The sequence below is a fragment of the Vibrio sp. HB236076 genome (assembly GCF_040957575.1).
Lineage (GTDB): Bacteria > Pseudomonadota > Gammaproteobacteria > Enterobacterales > Vibrionaceae > Vibrio.
This window is the reverse complement of the sequence record NZ_CP162601.1, coordinates 1,925,179-1,948,203: the sequence shown is the minus strand read 5'-3', so window position 1 is coordinate 1,948,203 and position 23,025 is coordinate 1,925,179. Positions and strand designations below refer to the sequence as shown.

Below are 23,025 nucleotides of genomic sequence, written 5' to 3'. Positions count from 1 at the left end.
TATAAGCATATCTTATTTCAACGCATTTGTACTTTGTAGTAAATAATTGTTGAACCTCAATCACTTTCTTGACTACTATGAAAGGCCGTAGCCATGATGGACCATGGCTGCCATAACTCCTAGCACGCATGGCTAAGTCGATTTCGATGACTTGTTATCAAAACGTCGATTGAGATACGCAGTGTGTGCCGTGGCCCAAGGGGTCACCAGGGTAGCAGAGGAAACGAAGCTATCTCCCGAACTTTGGAAAGGTGTTCAATGGCACAACCATTTATTGATATTCATAGGCGCAAATTTCACTATTTGCGCTTGTCGATTACGGACGTGTGTAACTTTCGTTGCACCTATTGCTTACCCAATGGTTATCGTCCTTCCGACATAAAAAACTCTGGTTTTCTGCGGCTCGATGAAATAAAGCGAGTGGTATCGACGTTTGCCCAATGTGGGACGTCAAAAGTGCGTATTACCGGTGGTGAACCTTCGATGAGACGTGACTTTTGCGATGTGATTGCTGCCGTTTCTGACACTCCTGGTATTGAAAAAGTGGCGACCACCACCAATGGCTATCGCATGGCATCGCAAGTCGAACGGTGGCGAGCGTCTGGCTTAGATGCGATCAACGTCAGTCTCGATAGCTTAAACCCAGAAATGTTTCGCCAAATTACCGGTCAAAATCGCTTCCACGACGTGATGGCAGGCATTGATCGCGCTTTTGAAGTGGGGTACGAGCAAGTCAAAATTAATGCCGTTCTGATGAAATCGCTTAACGATCAGCAACTGCCGCAATTTTTAGCTTGGATTCGCGACCGGCCTATTCAATTAAGGTTTATCGAACTGATGCAAACCGGTGAGATGAATGACTTATTTACCCGTCACCATCTTTCTGGTATTCATATCCGTCATTATTTAATCGCCAATGGCTGGCTATTAAAAACGAGAGGTAAAGATGATGGCCCCGCTCAGGTGTATAGTCACCCTGATTACCAAGGTGAGATTGGACTGATCATGCCTTATGATCGAGGTTTTTGCTCTACGTGTAACCGTCTGCGCGTTTCGGCGATTGGCAAATTGCACTTGTGCTTATTTGGTGAGCAAGGCGTCGAACTTAGAGACTTGCTGCAATCTGATCAGCAACAGCATGAGCTCATCGCCCGCATTCAAGCGGCGTTGACCAGCAAATCAGCAAGCCATTTCTTACATCAGGGCAATACGGGACAAACCCCTCATCTCGCCTCCATCGGTGGTTAGTCTTTAGCGTCGATAGCCTATCTGGGTATTGATTGGATTGACATTGCCCGTGATGGGGCTGGGCAATGCGTACAGACATTATGATTTATTAAGGAAGTTAAGATGTCTCATTCTTCACAACCATTTCGCGCCGCACAGATTGCGGTATTAACGGTGTCGGACACGCGAACTCAAGAGACCGATACCTCAGGGGCTTATCTCGTTGAGGCGCTCACACAAGCCGGTCACCAATTAGTCGACAAAAAAATTGTTATCGATGATAAATACCACATCCGCGCCTGTGTTTCTCAGTGGATTGCCGATGATAACATCCATGCTATTTTGATCACCGGCGGCACTGGCTTTACAGAGCGCGACACGACGCCTGAAGCGTTAAGCCCATTGTTTGATAAAACCGTTGAGGGGTTTGGTGAGGTATTTCGCGCGGTGTCGTATCAAGAAATTGGCACTTCAACCATTCAATCTCGAGCCCTAGCCGGGTTTGCCAACAAAACGGTGATCTTTGCCATGCCAGGTTCGACCGGGGCTTGTAAAACCGCGTGGACCAAAATCATTGCCGAGCAGTTAGATGCCAGCCACCGACCGTGTAATTTTATGCCGCATGTTGGCGCGTAAAAGTCACTGAGTGTTGAAATAAGGAATTTATCATGGAGTTTACTCATATCAATGGCGCTGGCGAGGCCAATATGGTCGATGTGTCTGAAAAACAGCACACGGTGCGAGAAGCAAGGGCACAGGCTTTTGTGTCTATGTCTGAACAAACACTCGCCATGATCCTCAATGGCGATCACCAAAAAGGAGACGTGTTTGCGACTGCTCGCATTGCCGGGATTCAAGCGGCGAAAAAAACCGCCGATCTCATCCCACTTTGCCACCCACTAATGCTATCTAAAGTGTCTGTGACCTTAACAGCAGAGGTCGAGAATTCGCGCGTTCGCATTGAATCTTGGTGTAAATTGACCGGTCAAACCGGGGTGGAGATGGAAGCCTTAACCGCTGCGTCTGTCGCGGCTTTGACCTTATATGACATGTGTAAAGCCATGCAAAAAGACATGGTGATCTCTCAGGTATTATTACTGGAAAAAAGCGGCGGTAAATCCGATGATTTTAAGGTGACACCATGATCCATGTGCATTTTTTTGCCCAAACGAGGGAATTAATTGGTGAGGCGAGGATTGAGGTTGAACCGAGTTTTGAGTCTGTCGAAGCGCTTAGAGCCCAGCTTGCCAGTCAAGGAGATAAATGGGCATTGGCGTTAGAACAACAAAGGGTATTAGCCGCGGTCAATCAAACGTTGGTTTCTCTTGAGCACCCCTTGTGCGATGGTGACGAGGTGGCTTTTTTTCCTCCGGTGACAGGGGGATAATCGATGCATCAAGTCAGCATACAGCACAGTGATTTTAATTTTGCCGAGGAATATCAGCGCATGGCGACGTCTTCTCAAGCTGGGGCTGTGGTCGGTTTTGTCGGCCTGGTCAGAGATATCAACTTAGATCAATCAATTTCGGGTTTGTATTTGGAGCATTATCCCGGAATGACAGAAAAATCGTTGCAAGACATCAGTCAGCAAGCGGCCGAGCGCTGGCCGATTTTGGCGAGTAAAATCATTCACCGCATTGGTCAGCTTGACGTCAATCAGCAAATTGTCATGGTGCTGGTGAGCAGTGCTCATCGACAAGCGGCCTTTGAAGCTTGTCAATTTATGATGGACTTTTTAAAAACTCAAGCGCCGTTTTGGAAAAAAGAGCGACGTTGCAACGGTGAGGAGATTTGGCTCGATGCGCGTGAATCAGACCAAAAGGCGCTGCAACGTTGGTCAAAAACTAACGGGTAATCCTGTCTTGTAACTACTCCCAAAGAGGTAGTGATTGGTTGTTTTGTAATCAATCCTGCCTTTTTCTCTTACATAACTTGATCTTGATCACTTTTTTGTCGGTTTGAATTGTCGATTACATTTAAATAGTTCGACATTTTCGCACATCAATGATAAAAATCGAAAGTTATACAATCGTCGTTAATAGTGTGAATATACAAATTTTCAATACTTTCTGGCGAATTGTAATTAAAAATCAGACTTTTATAACAGAGAAACCGCTTTCACTGTTATTTTTTTGATTCTACAGTGATTTTTTTATTGGTTTCTATGAATAATTACCCAATAAAGAGTGATTGTAGTGAGGTTTTAAGCACTTTGCCGCTCAGCCTCATTCATGGATGCAAATGTAAAACTTGGAGTTACGCATGTACAAAAACAAACTTACCCAAGCGCTAATGCTAAGCGCTGGGTTCTCTCTTGCCGTTTCTAGTCCAATGGCGTTTTCCGCCGATGTCCCTGCTGGTACCCAACTTGCTAAAGTACAAGAATTTGTACGTGGTAATGGCACCGAAGTGGCTTCACTGGACCCACAAAAAACCGAAGGGGTCCCTGAGTCCAACGTGATTCGCGATCTTTTTGAAGGGCTAGTTAATCAAAATGGCGAAGGGAAAATCGTTCCCGGTGTAGCGAAAAGCTGGGAAACCACCGACAACAAGACGTTTGTTTTTCACTTGCGCGAAGATGCAAAATGGTCAAATGGCGATCCGGTGACTGCCGATGATTTCGTCTTTACCTTTCAACGCGCGGTCGACCCAGCTACAGGTTCTCCTTATGCTTGGTATTTAGAAATGACCGCAATGGTCAATGCCGCCGATATCATTGCCGGGAAAAAAGACAAATCAACCTTAGGTGTGAAAGCGTTAGATGCTAAGACTTTAGAGGTGAAGCTTGCCCAGCCCGTACCATACTTTGTCAAGATGATGGCCCACACCACCGTGAAGCCCGTGCATCGTGCGACACTTGAAAAATGGGGTGATGAGTGGACCAAGCCTGATCATTTTGTTGGCAATGGTGCTTACAAGCTCGATTCTTGGGTGGTTAACGAGCGCATGGTATTGAGCCGTAATCCGCAGTATTGGGATGACAAAGACACGGTGATCAACAAGGTCACTTACTTGCCGATCGAAAGCCAAGTGGCAGAAATGAACCGTTTCCTATCCGGTGAGCTTACGATGACTAACGAACTGCCACTTGAGCATTTCCGCCGTTTGCAAAAAGAGCACCCAGAGGATCTTAAAGTCACTGGTCAATTGTGCAGTTATTACTACGGTTTTAACAATGCCAAAGCGCCATTTGATGATGTACGAGTACGCAAAGCGCTATCTTACGCCATTGATCGCGATATCATCGCTAACGCGATTCTCGGCCAAGGTCAAAAACCGGCCTACTTCTTGACCCCTGAAATTACCGCAGGCTTTACCCCTGAATTGCCAGAATACGCGACTTGGTCGCAAAAAGAACGCGTGGCTAAAGCGAAGGAACTCCTTAAAGAGGCGGGTTTTGACAGCGATCACCCACTAAATTTCACCTTGCTGTACAACACCAGTGACAATCACAAGAAAATTGCCACTGCAATTCAGTCGATGTGGAAAAAAAGCTTAGGTGTCAACGTCACTCTGGAGAACCAAGAGTGGAAGACCTACTTAGACACACGTCGTGAAGGCAACTTTGATGTGACCCGTGCAGGGTGGTGCGGTGATTACAACGAAGCGTCGTCTTTCTTGTCGTTGATGCAGTCAAACAACAGTTCCAATGATCCTAAATATCACAGCCAAGCATTCGATCAGCTAATGGAAAAAGCGCTTAATTCTACCTCAGAGCAAGAGCGCGAAGCCCTATATGCCGACGCTGAAAAGCAATTGGCTGTCGACATGCCCATTGCGCCTATCTATCAATACGTCAACGCGCGTTTGGTTAGCCCTCAATTAGGTGGCTACCCTGAAAACAACGCAGAAGACAAGGTTTACAGCAAAGATTTGTACATTAAAGCAAACTAAGTAACCCTCTGTTTTTAAAAGGCCTACTTTGCATTTTAACCTAATAGGGCGTGCAGAGTAGGGCCTTTTCTTATCCCTCATTGCGTCTTTGTCAATGTGTAAAATGTCGAGTTATCTATGTTAAAATTTATTTTTAAACGGGTGTTAGAAGCGATCCCCACCTTGTTGGTGCTGATCACCATCTCCTTCTTCTTGATGCGCTTTGCCCCCGGTAACCCTTTTTCTTCAGAGCGCCCATTACCGCCAGAAGTGATGGCTAATATCAATGCTAAGTACGGTTTGGACAAGCCTGTGTTTGATCAATACCTCACCTACCTTGGCAATATTTTACAAGGCGACTTTGGTCCTTCGTTTAAATACAAAGACTACACAGTGAATGAACTGGTCGCACAAGCCTTGCCAGTGTCCGCCGAAGTGGGCTTTTTTGCCTTTATTTTTACTTTAGTGGTTGGTGTAAGTGTCGGCACTATTGCTGCGCTGCGGCAAAACTCTTGGGTGGATTATCTGATTATGTCCACTGCTATGACCGGTGTGGTGATGCCCTCTTTTGTTCTCGCCCCAGTACTGATTTATATCTTCTCTATTTCGATGGATGGCTTTTTGCCTGCTGGCGGATGGCAAGGTGGTCAGTGGCAATTTATGATCTTGCCTGTGTTGGCGATGTCGCTGTTGTATGTCGCCACCTTTGCCCGAATTACTCGCGGGTCTATGATAGAAACGCTCAACAGCAACTTCATTCGCACAGCCCGTGCGAAAGGGTTGAGCTTTTCCTATATTGTGGTGAAGCACGCCCTTCGACCTGCAATGTTACCGGTGGTTTCTTATATGGGACCTGCCTTTGTCGGCATTATTACCGGGTCTGTGGTGGTGGAAACGATTTTTGGTTTGCCAGGTATTGGCAAGTTGTTCGTCAATGCTGCTTTTAACCGAGACTATTCGTTAGTGATGGGAGTCACCATTTTGATTGGCTTCTTATTTATCATTTTTAACGCCGTTGTCGATATTTTGTTGGCGTTAATTGATCCTAAGATCCGTTTTTAAAAGGCCGTATTATGTTGACGAAAAAAGACAATGTTGAGGCGGTAGAAGCCTTTTCAAAGCAACTTGAAATTCAGGGTCGCAGTCTGTGGCAAGATGCGCGCATCCGATTTATGCGCAATAAAGCGGCCATGGTGAGCTTAGTGATCTTAACATTGATCACCTTAGCGGTTATTTTTGCCCCTTTGCTTTCACAATACACCTTCGATGATACCGACTGGTATGCCATGCATGCCGCGCCTTCCGCAGAGCACTTATTTGGTACTGACTCGTTGGGAAGAGACTTGTTTGTACGCACCCTAATAGGCGGGCGCATTTCTTTGATGGTGGGGATCTTAGGCGCTTTTGTTGCGGTTTTGATTGGTACTTTATATGGCGCAACGTCCGGTTTTATTGGCGGGCGAGTGGACCGCGTGATGATGCGGGTACTCGAAATCCTCTATGCGATTCCCTTTATGTTTTTGGTCATTGTGCTCGTCACGTTTTTTGGTCGTGACATTATCTTGATCTTTGTGGCGATTGGCGCGATTGCTTGGCTGGATATGGCGCGTATCGTTCGCGGCCAGACCTTGAGCTTGCGCAGCAAAGAGTTTATTGAGGCCGCTCGGGTTAGCGGGGTGAGCACCCGCCATATTATCACCCGTCATATTGTGCCCAATGTGTTGGGTATTGTGGCGGTGTATTCAACGTTACTGATCCCAAGTATGATTTTAACTGAGTCGTTTTTGTCTTTCCTCGGGTTGGGGGTACAAGAACCGATGACCAGTTGGGGCGCGTTATTGCAAGAGGGCGCGAACACCATGGAAGTGGCAATTTGGCAATTGTTGTTCCCGGCCGCCTTTATGGTTGTCACTCTGTTTTGTTTTAATTACGTCGGCGATGGCTTGCGCGACGCGTTAGATCCAAAAGATCGCTAAGTGACAAGGAAAAAAAGATGAGTTTATTAGACGTAAAAGATTTAAGAGTCGAATTTTCAACTCAAGATGGCACGGTCACGGCGGTCAATGATTTGAACTTTTCGTTAAACCCAGGAGAAACGCTTGGGATTGTTGGCGAGTCGGGGTCGGGTAAATCGCAGACGGTGTTTGCGATTATGGGTTTGTTGGCCAAAAATGGTTATATCTCAGGCAGTGCTAAATTTGAAGGGCAAGAGATCCTCAATCTGCCAGAGAGACAACTCAATGCGATTCGCGCCGAACAAATTGCGATGATTTTCCAAGATCCGATGACCTCGTTGAACCCTTATATGAAGGTTTGCGATCAGTTGATGGAAGTCTTGATGTTACACAAAGGCATGGGTAAAAAAGAGGCCTTTGAAGAATCGGTAAGAATGCTTGAAGCGGTTAAAATTCCTGAGGCGAGAAAGCGCATCAACATGTACCCACATGAGTTTTCTGGTGGCATGAGACAACGGGTTATGATTGCCATGGCTTTGTTGTGTCGCCCAAAACTCTTGATTGCGGATGAGCCGACCACGGCATTAGATGTGACAGTGCAAGCGCAGATCATGGACTTGCTCAATGAACTAAAAAATGAATTCAATACCGCCATCATCATGATTACTCACGATCTCGGTGTTGTCGCGGGCTCTTGTGACAAAGTGCTGGTGATGTATGCTGGGCGTACCATGGAATACGGCAGTGTTGACGATATTTTTTACCGGCCAAGCCACCCCTACGCTGAAGGTTTGTTAAAAGCCATCCCACGCCTCGATTCGGTCGGTGACACACTGCCAACCATTCCAGGTAATCCACCAAACTTGTTGCACTTACCCACAGGCTGTCCTTATCAAGAGCGCTGTCATCGGGTAATGGACAGCTGTCGCCAGTCCGCACCAGAGTTAGTGCATTTTGGCCAAGGTCGTCAACGCGCCTGTTTTTCTAACTGGGAGGCATGGGAAAAATGAGTCAAGCTAATGTATTGTTAGAAGTGTCCAAGCTTAAAGTGCATTTTGATATTACATCTAAATCACTGTGGCCATGGGCGAAACCCGCTAAACTCAAAGCCGTTGATGGCGTTGATATTCGCCTCTACGAAGGAGAAACCTTAGGGGTTGTCGGTGAATCTGGCTGCGGTAAGTCAACGTTTGCGCGCGCGATCATTGGTTTGGTGTCTTCGACAGAGGGGGAAGTGGTTTGGTTGGGTCGCGACTTGACCAAGATGCAAGACATCGAACGCCGAGATACACGCAAAGAAATCCAGATGATCTTTCAAGACCCATTGGCCTCACTGAACCCGAGAATGACGGTCGGTGATATCATTGCTGAGCCGCTGCGGACTTTTTACCCACAATTGAGTAAAGACGACGTCAAAACACAAGTTAGAGAAATGATGGCAAAAGTGGGGTTACTACCGAATGTGATCAACCGTTATCCCCATGAGTTTTCCGGTGGTCAGTGTCAGCGGATCGGCATTGCTCGTGCGCTGATATTGAAACCAAAAATGATCATTTGCGATGAACCGGTATCGGCTTTGGACGTGTCTATTCAGGCTCAGGTGGTCAATTTGCTGAAATCACTGCAACAAGAGCTTGGCTTGAGTTTGGTGTTTATCGCTCACGATTTGTCGGTGGTCAAACACATTTCTGATCGGGTTTTAGTCATGTATTTGGGCAACGCGGTTGAAATGGGCACATCAGAAGCTCTTTTTTCTGATCCGCAACACCCCTATACCCGAGCGTTAATGTCGGCAGTGCCTATCCCCGATCCCAATATTGAGCGCAACAAAAAAATTGAGATGTTAGAAGGGGAGTTACCTTCGCCGATCAACCCGCCCTCTGGGTGCGTATTTCGAACTCGTTGTCCGCTAGCAACGACAGAATGTGCTGAGCGCAAACCCGAGATTATCGGTACCGAGCGCCACGCCGTTGCGTGTTGGAAAGTCGACTCGCTGGTGTGAGAATAAAACAAAGGCAATGGTAGAAAAAAAGCCCCGTGAAGGGGCTTTTATGTATTTGTAACTCTGTATTCGCAAAGCGAGTGTCAATTGATCACGGACCAAACGAAAGTGTTAATAAGGGATAACACTGCTCACTGTGGCCCGTGATGAATCGCGTTACGCGTTGTCTTCTGCTTGACTGGCTTGAATCGCAGTTAAAGCGACAGTGTAGACGATGTCATCGACCAAAGCGCCGCGAGACAAGTCGTTTACTGGCTTGCGCATACCTTGTAGCATTGGACCAATAGAGACCAAATCTGCAGAGCGTTGTACGGCTTTATAGGTGGTATTACCCGTATTGAGATCAGGGAATACAAACACCGTTGCTTTACCGGCAACAGGGGAGTTCGGCGCTTTAGAAGCCGCGACGTTTTCCATGATTGCCGCATCGTATTGAAGCGGACCATCAATGATCAAGTCAGGGCGCTTTTCTTGAGCGATACGCGTTGCTTCACGGACTTTCTCAACATCGGCACCTTGGCCAGACGTGCCTGTTGAATAAGAAATCATTGCCACGCGAGGCTCAATACCAAAGGCCGTTGCTGAGTCTGCAGATTGAATAGCGATTTCAGCCAATTGCTCGGCGTTAGGATCCGGGTTAATGGCGCAGTCACCGTAAACCAGGACTTGATCAGGCAGCAGCATAAAGAAGATCGAAGACACCAAAGAAGCATTTGGTGCGGTCTTGATCAGCTGTAGTGGTGGGCGAATAGTATTGGCCGTCGTGTGCACCGCACCAGAGACCAAACCGTCTACTTCGTTGCGTTCAAGCATCATAGTACCGAGTACCACGGTATCATCAAGTTGCTCGCGTGCAACCACTTCGGTCATGCCTTTGTTCTTACGCAATTCAACCAAACGTTCTACGTACTGTTCGCGAACTTCCTCTGGGTTGATGATTTGAACTCCGCTGCCAAGTGTCACGCCTTGTTGCTCAGCAACGCGCTTGATTTCATCTGGGTTACCGAGAAGAACACATTGGGCAATGCCGCGTTCTGCACAGATAGCTGCTGCTTTGACCGTTCTAGGCTCATCACCTTCCGGTAACACAATGCGTTTGTTTGCGCGACGGGCAAATTCAGTCAGTTGATAGCGGAATGCTGGCGGGCTAAGGCGACGACTGCGAGTGGCCCCTTCGGTCAATGAATCGATCCACGGTCCATCAATGTGGCTGGCAACGTGCTCGTTGACAAATTCAATGCGTTCTTTGTCATCCGCGGGAACTTCTAAACTGAAGCTTTGCAGGTTCAATGACGTTTGCCAAGTGTTACCTTGCGCTTTGAAAATCGGTAGGCCCGATTCGAAAGCCGGCTTACATAGCTCGGTGATTGAGTCTGGAATGTCGTAGCCACCTGTCAATAAGATAGCACCGATATCAACGCCGTTCATTGAGGCCAGAGAGGCAGCGACAATAACGTCAGGACGATCGGCTGAGGTCACCAAAAGTGAACCAGGGCGGAAGTGCTCAATCATGTTAGGGAGTGAGCGGGCACAAAAAGTAATGCTGCGGATTCGGCGCGTTTCGATATCGCCTTTGTTGATGATGTCCGCTTTAAGGTGCTTAGCCATGTCGATAGCACGAGTGGCAATCAAATCAATGCTCCATGGCACACAACCCAACACACGCACAGGGCTTGAGTTGAAAATCTGCATGACTTCGAGTTGGTTTTTCTTCGCTTGATCAGCATCATCAAAGATCTCTGACAGATCAGGGCGAGTGCGACCGGCTTCATCGACTGGCGCATTGAGCTTGTTGATGATCACGCCCGCGATGTTTTTGGTGCCACCAAAGTTTGAGCAAGCGACTTCGATACGCTCTTTTAACTGCGTCGGGTTATCTGTACCTGGGGTAGCCACAAGAACAATCTCTGCACCGAGGGTTGCGGCAATTTCAGCGTTGACTTGGTTGGCAAAAGGATGCTTACGAGTGGGTACTAAGCCTTCGATCAAGGTGACTTCTGCATCTTGCGCCACTTGATTGTAACGTTCAACCACGGTTTCAAGCAGTTCGTCCATGTTGTCATTACCGATCAAATTGTCGGCAACAGACATCGCTAGAGGTTCGCCAATGTTCGTGTTGGTATTCGCTGCGATAATGGTTGAAGACAGATCCGGTTGATCGCCTCCGTGACGGGGTTGAGAAATTGGCTTGTAAAAAGAAACTTTAACGCCCTTGCGCTCCATAGCGCGTAATACCCCCATGCTAACGCTGGTCAAACCAACGCCGGCACTGGCAGGGATAAGCATAATAGTTCGTGACATGGATGAAGTACCTATATTTTTTTGAGTTAAAGCCTAACTGCTTATTCCATCAGTCAATAAGTGATGGAATAGAAATTAGTCCCCATTATAAAACTGGCTAGTCAATGACTAGCCAGTGTGCGTTGCTTATAGACCTGCTAGGCGTGCAGTGTCTTCAGCAATGACTAATTCTTCATTAGTTGAAACGACCATGGCAGGGATGTGGCTGTCTGCCGTTGTAATCGTCCCTTCTCCGCCAAAGCGCGCTTTTAAGTTTGCTTCGCTGTCGACTTTGATGCCAAAAATGGCTAAGCGGTTCAATACCATTTCGCGAATAGGTGCTGAGTTTTCACCGATACCGCCCGTGAAGATAATCGCATCTAAGCGACCTTCTAACGATGCCGTGTAACCTGCAACGTATTTAGCAAGGCGGTGACAGAATACGTCCATCGCGCGTTTTGCTTCTTCTTTTTCTTCGTAGTTATCTTCAACGAAACGACAGTCTGACGTCACTTCTGTTAGGCCTGCAAGACCTGATTCTTTGGTCAACATGGTGTTGATCTCGGCCACTGAGTAACCTAGTGTATCGTGTAAGTGGAAAATAATCGCAGGGTCGATATCACCACAACGAGTTCCCATCACCAAACCTTCTAGTGGGGTTAAGCCCATGGACGTATCAACAGATTGACCGTTTTTAATGGCACAAACAGAGGCACCGTTACCTAAGTGACAGTTGATGATGTTCAATTCATTAACCGGCTTACCAAGAAGTTCTGCGGTCTCACGAGTGATAAATAGGTGAGACGTGCCGTGCATGCCGTAACGACGAATCGCATGGTCTTTATAAAGGCTGTACGGCAGGGCGTAAAGGTAAGACTCTTCAGGCATGGTTTGATGGAAAGCCGTATCGAAAACAACTGACATTGGCAGACCCGGGAACGCTTTTTGCGCCGCCTTGATGCCGATGATTGCCGCTGGGTTGTGAAGCGGCGCTAACGTTGCGCAATCTTCAATACCAGCAATGACGTCTTCTGTGACCAGCGCAGATTTAGTGAATTTCTCACCACCGTGAACAACGCGATGGCCTACGGCTTTGAGTTGTTGAGCAAGTTCTGGTTTAGAGGCTAGGATAGTGTCGACAATAAATTGCAGCGCCTGATCGTGTGCAGCGCCGTCGCCAAGTTGTGCTTCGTGTTTGCCATCGAGCTTCCACTTAATACGCGCTTCTGGCAGGTGAAGGCATTCGGCTAGACCGGTTAGGTGCTCTTCGCCATTTTGTGCATCGACAATGGCGAATTTAAGCGAGGAACTACCACAGTTTAAAACTAAAACTAGCTTTGACATGAGTGACTACCTGTATCTTTGTCTGATATAAATCAGTAAATAATGAAATAAATCCACAAAAACACCCAGTCATTAAAAGTGGGTTGTGTTTCTGTGCAATGGGTTTTCCTTTTCTGCACCGCTCTTGCTTTTAAGAGTGATACCTGTGTTAGTTTGACAAGCCTAGCTTGCTAAATCCACTATTAACAGCAACAATAATAAAAGGACGCGCAGAGGATAACGATAATAAACCAATATAACAAAAAAAATTTAAGTAAAATTAAATTTTCTTGATTTTTTTGTTCATTTAGTTGATTTTTTCAACTTAAGTTGTAATGAGAGGGCGATATGAAACCGAAAACAGGCTTCACCCATCAGTTGAAAGACGGGCAAAAGTACATGGACACATGGCCAATGCGCAAAGAGCTCAATGCCATGTTTCCTGAACAGCGTATGATTAAAGCGACCCGTTTCGCTATGCGAGTCATGCCTGCTGTGGCGGTGATAAGTGTTTTGACGCAAATGGTGTTTCACAATGTCGAGGCATTGCCACAAGCGGTGATGGTGGCGTTATTTGCTTTGAGTTTGCCTTTTCAAGGTGTGTGGTGGCTTGGCAACCGTGCTAACACACCGCTACCGCCTTCGTTAGCCGCCTGGTATCGCGAGTTACACCAAAAGATTCTCGACAGTGGCTTTGCTTTAGAGCCGGTCAAATCCCAACCTCGTTATCAAGAATTAGCGCATATTTTGAAACGCGCGTTTCGTCATCTTGACGAGTCAACTTGGGAGCGCTGGTTTTAACGGATCAGCCACCCATTTATATACTCGAACTCAGTAGAGCTTGCTCTTCATTGAGTGGGCTTTTGTTTTGTCGATTAGCCGCTTGTATCACGGCACTTAACATTTAACGCCCTCGATTCGATACAGATGTGCGTTAGCTCCCACCGCCAACGATTTAGCTCGGTAAATTTCTTTCTTTTTCTGTGCCTTACTGGTAAATATAAAGACTTCTCACCAGATTCACTTTAGCCTTATCTCGGATCAGCGACGACGGCTCCCCGCCCTATACCTGTCTGTATCCAGTGAATTGGCGTTATCCAAGCTCATTTGCTTAATCAAGGAGTCGATATGAAAGCAAAAACACTTTTGGCCTCTGCGTTAATGGCCGCTTTAGCCACAGGGGTTAGCCCGATGTTACAGGCCAAGCAAGCGACAGTGGCGGTATCTCAAATTGTTGAACACCCAGCTCTCGATGCCACTCGTCAAGGTTTGCTTGATGGCTTAAAACAGCATGGTTATGTCGAAGGCGAAAACTTGGACTTTGAATACAAAACCGCCCAAGGAAATCCGGCGATTGCCGCGCAAATTGCGCGTCAATTTGTCGGTGAGCAGCCGGATGTCTTAGTCGGTATTGCGACGCCAACGGCGCAGTCATTGGCATCGTCAACTCGCTCTATTCCAGTGGTCTTTACTGCAGTGACCGACCCAGTCGGCGCCAAATTGGTTAAGACGCTCAAACAGCCCGGTGGCAATGTCACTGGCTTGTCGGATTTGTCTCCGGTCGCCCAGCATGTTGAATTGATCAAAGAGATGATGCCAAGCGTTCAGCGTATCGGTGTGGTTTACAACCCAGGTGAAGCCAATGCGGTCAGCTTAATGGCGTTATTAAAGCGCAGCGCAGCAGAACAAGGTATCGAGATCGTTGAAGCGACCGCGCTAAAAAGTGCCGATGTGCAATCGGCGACTCAAGTTGTGGCCGGAAAGTCAGACATCATTTACGCTTTGATTGACAACACTGTTGCCAGTGCTATCGAAGGTATGATAGTTGCGGCCAATCAAGCTAAAGTCCCCGTTTTTGGCGCTGCCACTTCTTATGTTAAACGCGGTGCAATCGCAAGTCTTGGTTTTGATTACTACCAGATTGGGGTGCAAACCGCGGATTATGTCAGCCAAATCTTAGCGGGTAAAAAACCGGGTGAATTGGACGTAAAAGTGGCAACCGGGTCTGATTTAGTTATCAACCAGACGGCGGCCAATAAACTGGGCTTTACTATCCCACAAAGTGTGTTGGACCGCGCCACGCAAGTAGAATAAACATAAGTTAACCCCAAAATAGCAGGGTGTTTCCGCAAAATGACAACAACGGGTCGCCATCGTTTTGGGGTTTTTGACAGACACTAGGAGTTGTTATGTCTGCATTTGCTTTTTTTGGCGCCTTAGAGATAGGCTTGGTTTATGGCCTAGTCGCGCTTGGTGTCTATCTCACTTTCCGGGTTTTGGACTTTCCCGATTTAACCGTTGACGGCAGTTTTCCGATGGGGGCCGCCGTGGCTGCCACGGCCATTGTTGCGGGCTTCGACCCTTGGTTAGCCACTGCAATGGCGATTTTTGCCGGTGGCTTATCGGGTTTAGTCACGGCTTTTTTGGCTGTGAGATGTGGGATCTTACACCTTTTGGCTTCGATCTTAACCATGATCGCCGCTTTTTCAATCAACATCCGCATTATGGGCCGCCCCAACATGGCGCTATTGGGTGAAGAAACGATTCTAACGCCGTTTGAGCAGTGGGCAGACCCTATGTGGGTAAGGCCAACGGTGGTCTTAGTGTTGGTGCTGATCTCAGCGTGGGGTGTGGTGCGTTTACTCAACAGTGATTTTGGCTTGGCATTGCGAGCGACTGGAGTAAATCCGCGCATGGTAAGAGCCCAAGGGGGATCGACGGCGTTCTACACCTATTTTGGTTTAGCACTGTCTAACGGGTTTGTCGGTTTTGCTGGCGCTTTGTTTGCCCAAACCAACAGTTTTGCCGATGTCACTTCAGGCGTGGGCACCATTGTTGTTGGCTTGGCATCGGTGATCTTAGGGCAGACACTTATCTCAGGTCGGAAAATCTGGGTGGCGGTGTGCGCGGTCATCATTGGCTCTGTGTTGTATCGATTGGCCGTTGCCTTTGCCTTGAGTAGTGGAATGTTCGGTTTGCAAGCATCGGATCTCAACCTGGTCACCGCGATCTTGGTGGCGACGGCGCTCATCGCACCTAAAATCAAAAGTAAGATGCAAGCGAAAAAACGTGTTAAGGCTGCGTTATGATTGAATTAAACGATATTCGAGTCACTTTTAATCCTGGCACCGTATTAGAAAATCAAGCCCTGCGCGGGGTGAACCTTGTGGTTCCTGAAAAGCAGTTTTTAACCGTGATCGGCTCTAACGGTGCTGGTAAATCAACCTTACTTGGCGCGGTGACAGGGGAAACGCCAATTATCTCTGGTCAAGTTCACATCGATGGCAACAATATGACGCAGTTGCGCGTGGATCAGCGTGCCAAACACTGTGCCCGCGTGTTTCAAGACCCTCTTGCGGGTACTTGTGGTGATTTGACCATTGAAGAAAACATGGCCTTGGCCTATCGTCGTGGTCATCGTCGCAGTATGAGTTTGGCCCTATCGAGTCAAAGGCGGCGTTTTTTTCAAGAACGGATCAGTATTTTAGGCTTGGGCCTTGAAGATAGGTTAGGTGACAATATTGGTTTGCTATCTGGTGGTCAGCGCCAAGCGGTGAGCTTAGTCATGGCCACCTTATCAGAGAGTAAGTTGTTGTTACTCGATGAACACACCGCCGCACTCGATCCTCGTATGGCAGCCTTTATCATTGATTTGACCAAGAAAGTGGTCGACGAATTTGAGCTAACGGTGATGATGGTTACCCATTCGATGAAGGATGCTCTAGCCTGTGGCGATAGAACCGTGATGCTACACCAAGGTCAAATTGTGTTGGATGTGGCTGGTGAGCAAAGAAAAAACATGCAGGTCCCTGATTTACTGGAGATGTTCTCAAAAGTTCGGGGTGAAGAGCTCACCGATGACAGTTTGCTGCTGACTTAAAGGCTCGGCTATCTTGGCACCAAACACAGCCCCCCAATCATTGGTCTCCAACTATTGGGGGGCTTTTTATGTGTTAGGGTCTTTTTTCACACGAAAGCTGGTGTATTGTTACTGGGCGTTCTCGTGTTGCCACTGCGCTTGATAGCGTTGAATGTGTTCAACAATGGGCGCTGCACGGTTAAAGGTGCGGATCTCGCGAAACAAGGCTTGAGCTTCAGGGTAGTGCTGTCTTAGATAAGAAAACCATTGTTTGACGCGATTGGGGTAATACAAGCCTTTGTCGCCTTTAATTTCGTACTCAGAATAGCGAAGCAGCAGTGCCACCACTTGCGACCACGCCATAGGGGCTTGGTTGTATTTTACCATATTGCCAAGGTTGGGAATGTTAAACGCGCCTCGGCACACCATTAAGGTAGAGATACCCGATATGGCTTGGCAACGCAGGGCATCTTGATGATTCCAAATCTCGCCATTGGCGATCAGGGGAAGGGAAGTATACTCCGCGATTTTTGCCAAGTATTCCCATTTGATTTCCGAGGCTTTATAACCGCCAACCTTAGTGCGTGCATGAACGGTCAATTGACTGGCACCAGCTTGAGTAATGGCGTCGACTATCTCAAAACAATCGTCAGGGTCTTCCCATCCTAGGCGTATTTTGGCACTAACCGGGATCTCAGCCGGTACGGCATTACGGCATGCCTTTACCACTTGATGAACGATCTCAGGGTGTTGTAAAAGCGCTGCGCCACCTTTGTTTTTGTTGACGGTTTTGGCCGGACACCCAAAATTAATATCAATACCTGCAGCGCCTAACTGATAGGCTTTGAAAGCATTTTCAGCCATCCAGTTTGGGTCTTGGCCAAGTAACTGCAGATGCACTGGCACACCAGCGCGAGTTTGCGAGCCTTGAGCTAGCTCCGGGCACAGACGGTGGAAGACATGATCAGGCAGACACTGATCGACCACACGTACAAATTCGGTGACACAGAGATCATAGTCGTTAATTTCGGTGAGCAGTTCGCGCATTAAATGATCGAGAACGCCCTCCATCGGACCAAGAACAACTTGCATTGAGATTACCCTAAATTGAATGAGGCGTGATTCTATCTTTCTGATGACACTTTGTCACGTTTGCAAGGCGCCGCTGGGATAAACGTAAGTCTATGCGGGAGTTTTGGTCTCTTGCTTGTTTTGTGGCAGCGAATCATTATACTCGCGGCTAATGATTTACGCTGAGCGTACCAAGAGATGAAATCCATGAATTATCAATTAATCGATCAACAAGCCTTGCCTGAGATCCTAACGGCTATAGAGCTTGAAGGTATGATGTTGGCTGCCAATATGGCGCTTGAGCCCCTAGATCCTAAGGTTTGGCTAGCTGAAAAAATGGCCTCCCTGAGCGACAGTCAATACCAGCAGATAGAAAGCCAGTTACTGACTCAATACCACTATCTTAAAAGTAATCAATACGCTTTACTGGCACTGACCTGCGATCTGCAATCTTTGGCCGAAGCCGCGGAAGGTTTCATGCAAACTTGGCCTTATGTCGAGCAAAAATGGACAGAGCAAGTATTGAATGACGGTACAGAACGTATGCTGCAAGCTCTGTTGACCACTTGGATGTTGGCAATTGATGAAGCGCAAACTCAGCAACAGATGATCGCCGCGGGGATCGATAATCCACCGAGCTTATCGCAATTGAAGCCGCAATTGGATCTGATGATCAATGAAGTGGCTCAAGCGGCGGATGAGATACAAGGCAGTGGTCATGCTCAATCGGTTAACCCGTATAAAACACTTGGTCGCAACGAACTGTGCAGTTGCCAAAGCGGTAAGAAGTTTAAACACTGCTGCGGGCGATAAACCCACAGCAGTGAAATCACAAGTCGGGTTAGCGAGCTCGAAACACTTGGCTAATCAGTACTAAGGTAGCAATGACGGCGTTGGCGACAAAGATGACCAACAGCCACTGTGGCATCGACAAGTTGAGCCATTGCCAAACTATGTCACTGCAATCGCCACTGGCTTTAAAGAACGCCGGTATCCATTGGTCTAGCGGCAACCATGATGGAAAGTTGAGCAAAACAGTACAAGTGGCAAAAGGTGAGGGGTCGATTTGATAGCCGACGTGTTCCATCCCTAAAAGTACCCCCTGGATACTGCTGTAAAGCCACAAGCCGACGGCAGATAGCCGCAGCAATAGCCTCTTACAACCAACGATGCCAATTAAACCGCCAAAGGCAATGCCCAACATCGCGATACGCTCATAAATACACATGACACAAGGGGCCAGTGACATGACGTGTTGAAAATACAGTGCGGTCACTTCAAGCCCCAAGGCACAGCATACCAATAGTGTCCATGCGGTGCGTTGGCGAGAAAACTGGTTCAGTTTAGCGAACAACTTCACTTTGATTTCCTTTCAAGAAAACGTTGATTAATCATGGTTTTTAACTATTTTTTGGGTTGCGGTCAAGGTTTAATGCCCCGTTGTTGTACCGGTCGCGCTGGCAACGGTATTGTGAATCCAACCCATCTCGTACAACCATTGTGTTGACGGCTCGAGGAAGAATAAGATACTCAAAAAGCCAACGCCAGCAAGGACCACAGTGTAGGGCAGAGCCATGACGACCATACGACCATACGATAGGCGAATCAGTGGAGCAAGCGCCGAGGTGAGCAAAAACAAAAAGGCAGCTTGGCCATTCGGGGTGGCAACGGAAGGTAAATTGGTGCCGGTGTTGATGGCGACCGCGAGTAATTCAAACTGCTGATGGTTGATCAAACCTTCGTTGAGGGCCGCTTTGACTTCGTGAATGTAAACCGTACCGACAAAGACGTTGTCAGAAACCATCGACAGTAATCCGTTGGCGAGGTAAAACATCAACAGTTGAGTATTGTTGTCATCAATGGCTAAAACGGTGTCAATCACGGGCTTAAAAAGTTGTTGGTCGATGATCACGGCCACCACGGAGAAAAATACCGTTAACAAGGCAGTAAAGGGCAGTGCCTCTTCAAACGCTTTACCCAATGCGTGTTCTTCGGTGATACCGATAAACGAGGTGGCAAGAATAATGACGGATAAACCAATCAGACCCACGGCGGCAAGGTGAAACGCTAAGCCAACCATCAACCAAACTGCGATAATCCCTTGAACCCAGAGTTTGGCGACATCGATTTGAGTGCGGTTGTTAAGATCTTTTTGATAGTTTTCAACCAAAATGGCTCGCACATTATCCGGTAATGGCGCGCCATAGCCAAAGCATTTAAATTTCTCCACTGCAATACACGTTAGAAGACCGCAAAAGAATACCGGCAGAGTGACCGGAGCCATACGCAAGATAAACTCGCCAAATAACCAGCCAGACTGATCCGCGATAATGAGATTTTGTGGTTCACCGACCATGGTCATCACCCCACCTAGCGCAGTCCCGATTCCCGCATGCATCAGCAAAGAGCGCAAAAAGGCGCGGTAATTGTCGAGATCTGAGCGAGTCAGTTCGGTAAAGTCATCGTCTTGTGTGTGGTCGTGATCTTTACTCGACCCCTTACCCGACGCGACTTTGTGGTAAATCGCGTAAAAACCGACGGCAACACTGATGATCACTGCGATAACGGTTAAAGCATCGAGAAACGCTGACAAGAAAGCCGCAGCGACACAAAATGTGAGTGACAGTCGGGTTTTACTTTTCACTTCAAGCAGTATTTTTGTGAAAGCGGTCAGCAAAAGTTGCTTCATAAAGTAGATGCCAGCGACCATAAATACCAATAGTAAGATGACTTCGATATTGGCCACCAGTTCGTGTTTTACTTGCTCAGCGCTTGTCATACCGATGGCGATGGCTTCTATGGCCAGCAAGCCACCCGGTTGCAAGGGATAGCACTTTAAAGCCATCGCAAGGGTAAAAATGAACTCTACCACTAACAACCACCCGGCAGTAAATGGGTCGACAAAAAAGTAAACCAGGGGATTGATAATAAGAAAGCTAATAATCGCGACTTTGTACCAATCTGGCGCTTTGCCGAGAAAGTTCTTAACCAAAGCCTGCTGTAATGTTTTAGGCATGATAAATCTCTTTTTCCATAAATATCGAAAAACACTGGATGATGGTCAGTGAGCGATCATCGAGGTGGCGATTCGATCACAGCTATCAATATCAGGTCAATAATGCAGTCAAACAAACTAGCACAGAAATCCACAAACGTGAGTAATGAAAATGAAAATTGTGAATTTGAAAACGATAAACTATCGAAACGGTTAACAAAATCACTGATATAAATCATTTGTTAAGCAACTAAGTGAGATTTTATTGCAGATTGCGATCATCAATGGCTTTGTCACTTTTTTGTCATTTTGTCGCCTTTGATAACACGACGTTTTATATCATTTAAAACTAGTGGTATGATGAGTAACAATAGACCCTGAATAACAAACATTTGGATAACGATTAACCATGGTCATCAAGGCAAAAAGTCCTGCAGGTTTTGCGGAAAAGTATATTATCGAGAGTATCTGGAATGGCCGATTTCCCCCAGGCTCTATACTTCCTGCAGAGCGTGAGCTTTCTGAGCTCATTGGCGTCACCCGTACGACATTGAGAGAAGTGTTGCAGCGTTTAGCACGCGATGGTTGGTTAACGATACAACACGGTAAACCAACTAAGGTCAATCAGTTTATGGAAACCTCTGGGTTGCATATCCTCGATACCTTAATGACATTGGATGTAGAAAACGCGACCAACATCGTTGAGGATTTGTTAGCAGCGCGGACTAATATCAGTCCTATTTTTATGCGTTACGCTTTTAAATTGAATCGCGATGCTTCTCAGCGCACCATTACCAAGGTGATTGATTCTTGTGAGCAATTACTGCAAGCCCCCAATTGGCAAGCTTTTATTGATGCGTCACCATACGCTGAAAAAATCTTACAAGAAGTGAAAGAAGACAACGAAGAAAACCCGCAAAAGCGAGAAGCTATTTTAGTCGCTAAAACATTCAATTATTACGACTATATGTTGTTTCAGCGTTTGGCGTTTCATTCGGGCAACCAGATATACGGTCTGATCTTCAACGGAATTAAAAAGTTGTACGGTCGGATTGGCGGTTATTACTTTATCAATCCGCAGGCGAGAGAGTTAGCGCTTGATTTCTATCGTCAACTGCTCGACTGCTGTGAGCAAGATCACCGCGAACAATTACCGCACATCATTCGTCAATACGGCGTCGACAGTGCGCTGATTTGGAATGAAATGAAAAATCAGTTGCCGACCTCGTTTACCGAAGACGATCACTGATCAACTCAAGGCTGTGATTATCAGCGACAAGACGAAAGACCAAAAAGCGCACTCAACCTGAGTGCGCTTTTTGTTGATTAAACCCTTTTTGACTAATCCTAAGCAATCGAGTCCGCTTGTAACACAGGATAATTCGACTAAGATTTAATGCCTTAGAAAACTTAAATCATAGTTAGAGTCGGCAGTGGTGAATCAAATTGACTGATCACATCGGCTACCAGATTATCGTAGGTTGTGAAGATGGTTAACGACAGCGCCGTGGTTAATTGATACAGCGCCCTAGCATCGGCATCGAGTAGGTGCTGAGTCGACTCACACAGCTCTTCAAGTTGCTTTATCACTTGACCTGAGGACGGGGAGCGACTGGAAACCTTGCTGATCAGCGACAGTTGATGGAGGCGGCGAATTAAAACTTCTCCTCGCTCTCTGAGACGCTGAGGCTGGTTGTCTTCAATGGCGATGCGCATTTGGGTGAGGGCATCTAGGCTGTCGACGATGACATGCCAGTGCCGGTGGTAATCATAAGTGAGATCGTCGCGGTCCATCTTTCTAAGCCAAGTCACTAGCATATCGTCAAGCAGAAAAAGGCATTGGCGGATAGCTTCGCCATGCCGCATTTGGTTTTTGGCCAAGCTGAAGCGAGACCAATCTCGAGTGATATCGTGTATTTTAATTTGTAAAATACGAAACATAGCGCGGGTTTCAACCGGTGCGGTATCGACTAAGTGTTCACAGGTCACATCCATTTGCTGGGCGACGAGGGCGAGATCTTCGGGACGATAATCGTCAAATTGCAGGGCGTAGTGGGTGAGTTGCCGATGCTCTCGACAGTGACTGATCAGTTCACGCAACCCCATTAATAACTCGTAATGACGTGAATAAAGCGCGTCTCTTTGTTGCGATAGCAAATACAAGCCAACTAAAAAGAGCAATGAAAGGGAAATGCTGATCATTATAAACATGGACACAACCTTTGTCTTCGTACATCGTCAATCGAGGTAAAGAGGACAGCAGTAATTGTGCCAAGGGTATCCATACGCCGGATATCACGTGCTCAACCAAGTTACTCTAGATGGCAGAAATCGCAATAAAAAGACACGTGAGTGTCGAGCTCGAATACGATAGTTGTATGGTTTGTCAGTAGTTTGTTTCAAATGCTCACCATTATTGCATTAAAGTACGGCATGTGGG

The 23,025-nt window shown here is 47.1% G+C and carries 22 protein-coding genes and 1 riboswitch; of the genes, 16 read left to right on the top strand and 6 right to left on the bottom strand.

Annotation, left to right across the window (positions count from 1 at the left end; genetic code table 11):
* Positions 1-104: 104 nt before the first annotated feature.
* Positions 105-269, top strand: a riboswitch (molybdenum cofactor riboswitch).
* The 10 genes from moaA to oppF all read left to right on the top strand — a co-directional run bounded on the left by moaA (position 259) and on the right by oppF (position 9,057).
* Positions 259-1,248, top strand: coding sequence for a GTP 3',8-cyclase MoaA (moaA, locus tag AB0763_RS08590; RefSeq protein WP_306100343.1), 990 nt, complete (start codon positions 259-261; stop codon positions 1,246-1,248). Its footprint overlaps the riboswitch before it by 11 nt.
* Before the next feature lie 102 nt (positions 1,249-1,350).
* Complete coding sequence (gene moaB / locus AB0763_RS08585; RefSeq protein ID WP_306100342.1) at positions 1,351-1,863, top strand: molybdenum cofactor biosynthesis protein B; 513 nt, start codon at positions 1,351-1,353, stop codon at positions 1,861-1,863.
* A gap of 29 nt (positions 1,864-1,892) precedes the next feature.
* Positions 1,893-2,372 carry a cyclic pyranopterin monophosphate synthase MoaC gene (gene moaC, locus AB0763_RS08580; protein ID WP_306100515.1) on the top strand — a complete coding sequence of 160 codons (480 nt, stop codon included), beginning with the start codon at positions 1,893-1,895 and terminating at the stop codon, positions 2,370-2,372.
* Positions 2,369-2,614, top strand: a complete 246-nt coding sequence (gene moaD, locus AB0763_RS08575; RefSeq protein WP_306100341.1) for a molybdopterin synthase sulfur carrier subunit — start codon at positions 2,369-2,371, stop codon at positions 2,612-2,614. The genes moaC and moaD overlap by 4 nt, the downstream gene beginning before the upstream one ends.
* Positions 2,615-2,617: 3 nt before the next feature.
* Positions 2,618-3,082 carry a molybdopterin synthase catalytic subunit MoaE gene (gene moaE / locus AB0763_RS08570; protein ID WP_306100340.1) on the top strand — a complete coding sequence of 155 codons (465 nt, stop codon included), beginning with the start codon at positions 2,618-2,620 and terminating at the stop codon, positions 3,080-3,082.
* A 407-nt stretch (positions 3,083-3,489) separates the two neighbouring features.
* A complete protein-coding gene (locus AB0763_RS08565; RefSeq protein ID WP_306100339.1) occupies positions 3,490-5,121 on the top strand; it encodes an ABC transporter substrate-binding protein in 1,632 nt (543 codons plus the stop codon).
* Positions 5,122-5,238: 117 nt separating this feature from the next.
* Entirely contained in the window at positions 5,239-6,162 is a 924-nt protein-coding gene (gene oppB, locus AB0763_RS08560) for an oligopeptide ABC transporter permease OppB (RefSeq protein ID WP_306100338.1), read from the top strand.
* 11 nt (positions 6,163-6,173) lie between these two features.
* A complete protein-coding gene (oppC, locus tag AB0763_RS08555) occupies positions 6,174-7,076 on the top strand; it encodes an oligopeptide ABC transporter permease OppC (protein WP_306100337.1) in 903 nt (300 codons plus the stop codon).
* Between the two features lie 17 nt (positions 7,077-7,093).
* Positions 7,094-8,065 carry an ABC transporter ATP-binding protein gene (locus AB0763_RS08550; RefSeq protein ID WP_306100336.1) on the top strand — a complete coding sequence of 324 codons (972 nt, stop codon included), beginning with the start codon at positions 7,094-7,096 and terminating at the stop codon, positions 8,063-8,065.
* On the top strand, positions 8,062-9,057 hold the full coding sequence (oppF, locus tag AB0763_RS08545; protein ID WP_306100335.1) for a murein tripeptide/oligopeptide ABC transporter ATP binding protein OppF: 996 nt from the start codon (positions 8,062-8,064) through the stop codon (positions 9,055-9,057). Before AB0763_RS08550 ends, oppF begins: the two co-directional genes overlap by 4 nt.
* A 156-nt stretch (positions 9,058-9,213) precedes the next feature.
* Here the strand turns inward: oppF and pta are convergent, their stop codons facing one another.
* A complete protein-coding gene (pta, locus tag AB0763_RS08540) occupies positions 9,214-11,358 on the bottom strand; it encodes a phosphate acetyltransferase (RefSeq protein ID WP_306100334.1) in 2,145 nt (714 codons plus the stop codon).
* A 126-nt stretch (positions 11,359-11,484) separates the two neighbouring features.
* Entirely contained in the window at positions 11,485-12,681 is a 1,197-nt protein-coding gene (locus AB0763_RS08535) for an acetate kinase (protein WP_306100333.1), read from the bottom strand.
* A 327-nt stretch (positions 12,682-13,008) separates the two neighbouring features.
* On the opposite strand from AB0763_RS08535, the gene yfbV reads away from it, so the two are divergent.
* The 4 genes from yfbV (at position 13,009) to AB0763_RS08515 (ending at position 16,540) form a co-directional block, all read left to right on the top strand.
* A complete protein-coding gene (gene yfbV, locus AB0763_RS08530; protein ID WP_306100332.1) occupies positions 13,009-13,461 on the top strand; it encodes a terminus macrodomain insulation protein YfbV in 453 nt (150 codons plus the stop codon).
* Between the two features lie 327 nt (positions 13,462-13,788).
* A complete protein-coding gene (locus AB0763_RS08525; protein WP_306100331.1) occupies positions 13,789-14,754 on the top strand; it encodes an ABC transporter substrate-binding protein in 966 nt (321 codons plus the stop codon).
* A gap of 95 nt (positions 14,755-14,849) precedes the next feature.
* Entirely contained in the window at positions 14,850-15,749 is a 900-nt protein-coding gene (locus AB0763_RS08520; protein ID WP_306100330.1) for an ABC transporter permease, read from the top strand.
* The gene (locus AB0763_RS08515; RefSeq protein WP_306100329.1) at positions 15,746-16,540 is read left to right on the top strand and encodes an ABC transporter ATP-binding protein; all 795 of its coding nucleotides are present in this window, start codon (positions 15,746-15,748) and stop codon (positions 16,538-16,540) included. Before AB0763_RS08520 ends, AB0763_RS08515 begins: the two co-directional genes overlap by 4 nt.
* Before the next feature lie 108 nt (positions 16,541-16,648).
* On the opposite strand, the gene dusC is transcribed toward AB0763_RS08515, so the two are convergent.
* The gene (gene dusC / locus AB0763_RS08510; protein WP_306100328.1) at positions 16,649-17,611 is read right to left on the bottom strand and encodes a tRNA dihydrouridine(16) synthase DusC; all 963 of its coding nucleotides are present in this window, start codon (positions 17,609-17,611) and stop codon (positions 16,649-16,651) included.
* Positions 17,612-17,797: 186 nt separating this feature from the next.
* Here dusC and AB0763_RS08505 point away from each other — a divergent pair, with 186 nt between their 5' ends.
* Entirely contained in the window at positions 17,798-18,403 is a 606-nt protein-coding gene (locus AB0763_RS08505) for an SEC-C metal-binding domain-containing protein (RefSeq protein ID WP_306100327.1), read from the top strand.
* Between the two features lie 28 nt (positions 18,404-18,431).
* On the opposite strand, the gene dsbB is transcribed toward AB0763_RS08505, so the two are convergent.
* Positions 18,432-18,950, bottom strand: a complete 519-nt coding sequence (gene dsbB / locus AB0763_RS08500) for a disulfide bond formation protein DsbB (RefSeq protein WP_306100326.1) — start codon at positions 18,948-18,950, stop codon at positions 18,432-18,434.
* Positions 18,951-19,019: 69 nt separating this feature from the next.
* A complete protein-coding gene (gene nhaB / locus AB0763_RS08495) occupies positions 19,020-20,606 on the bottom strand; it encodes a Na(+)/H(+) antiporter NhaB (protein WP_306100325.1) in 1,587 nt (528 codons plus the stop codon).
* Between the two features lie 388 nt (positions 20,607-20,994).
* On the opposite strand from nhaB, the gene fadR reads away from it, so the two are divergent.
* Positions 20,995-21,834: a fatty acid metabolism transcriptional regulator FadR gene (gene fadR / locus AB0763_RS08490; RefSeq protein ID WP_306100324.1), complete on the top strand. Its 840-nt coding sequence runs from the start codon at positions 20,995-20,997 to the stop codon at positions 21,832-21,834.
* A gap of 161 nt (positions 21,835-21,995) precedes the next feature.
* Here the strand turns inward: fadR and AB0763_RS08485 are convergent, their stop codons facing one another.
* The gene (locus tag AB0763_RS08485) at positions 21,996-22,796 is read right to left on the bottom strand and encodes a hypothetical protein (RefSeq protein WP_306100323.1); all 801 of its coding nucleotides are present in this window, start codon (positions 22,794-22,796) and stop codon (positions 21,996-21,998) included.
* Between the last annotated feature and the right edge of the window lie 229 nt (positions 22,797-23,025).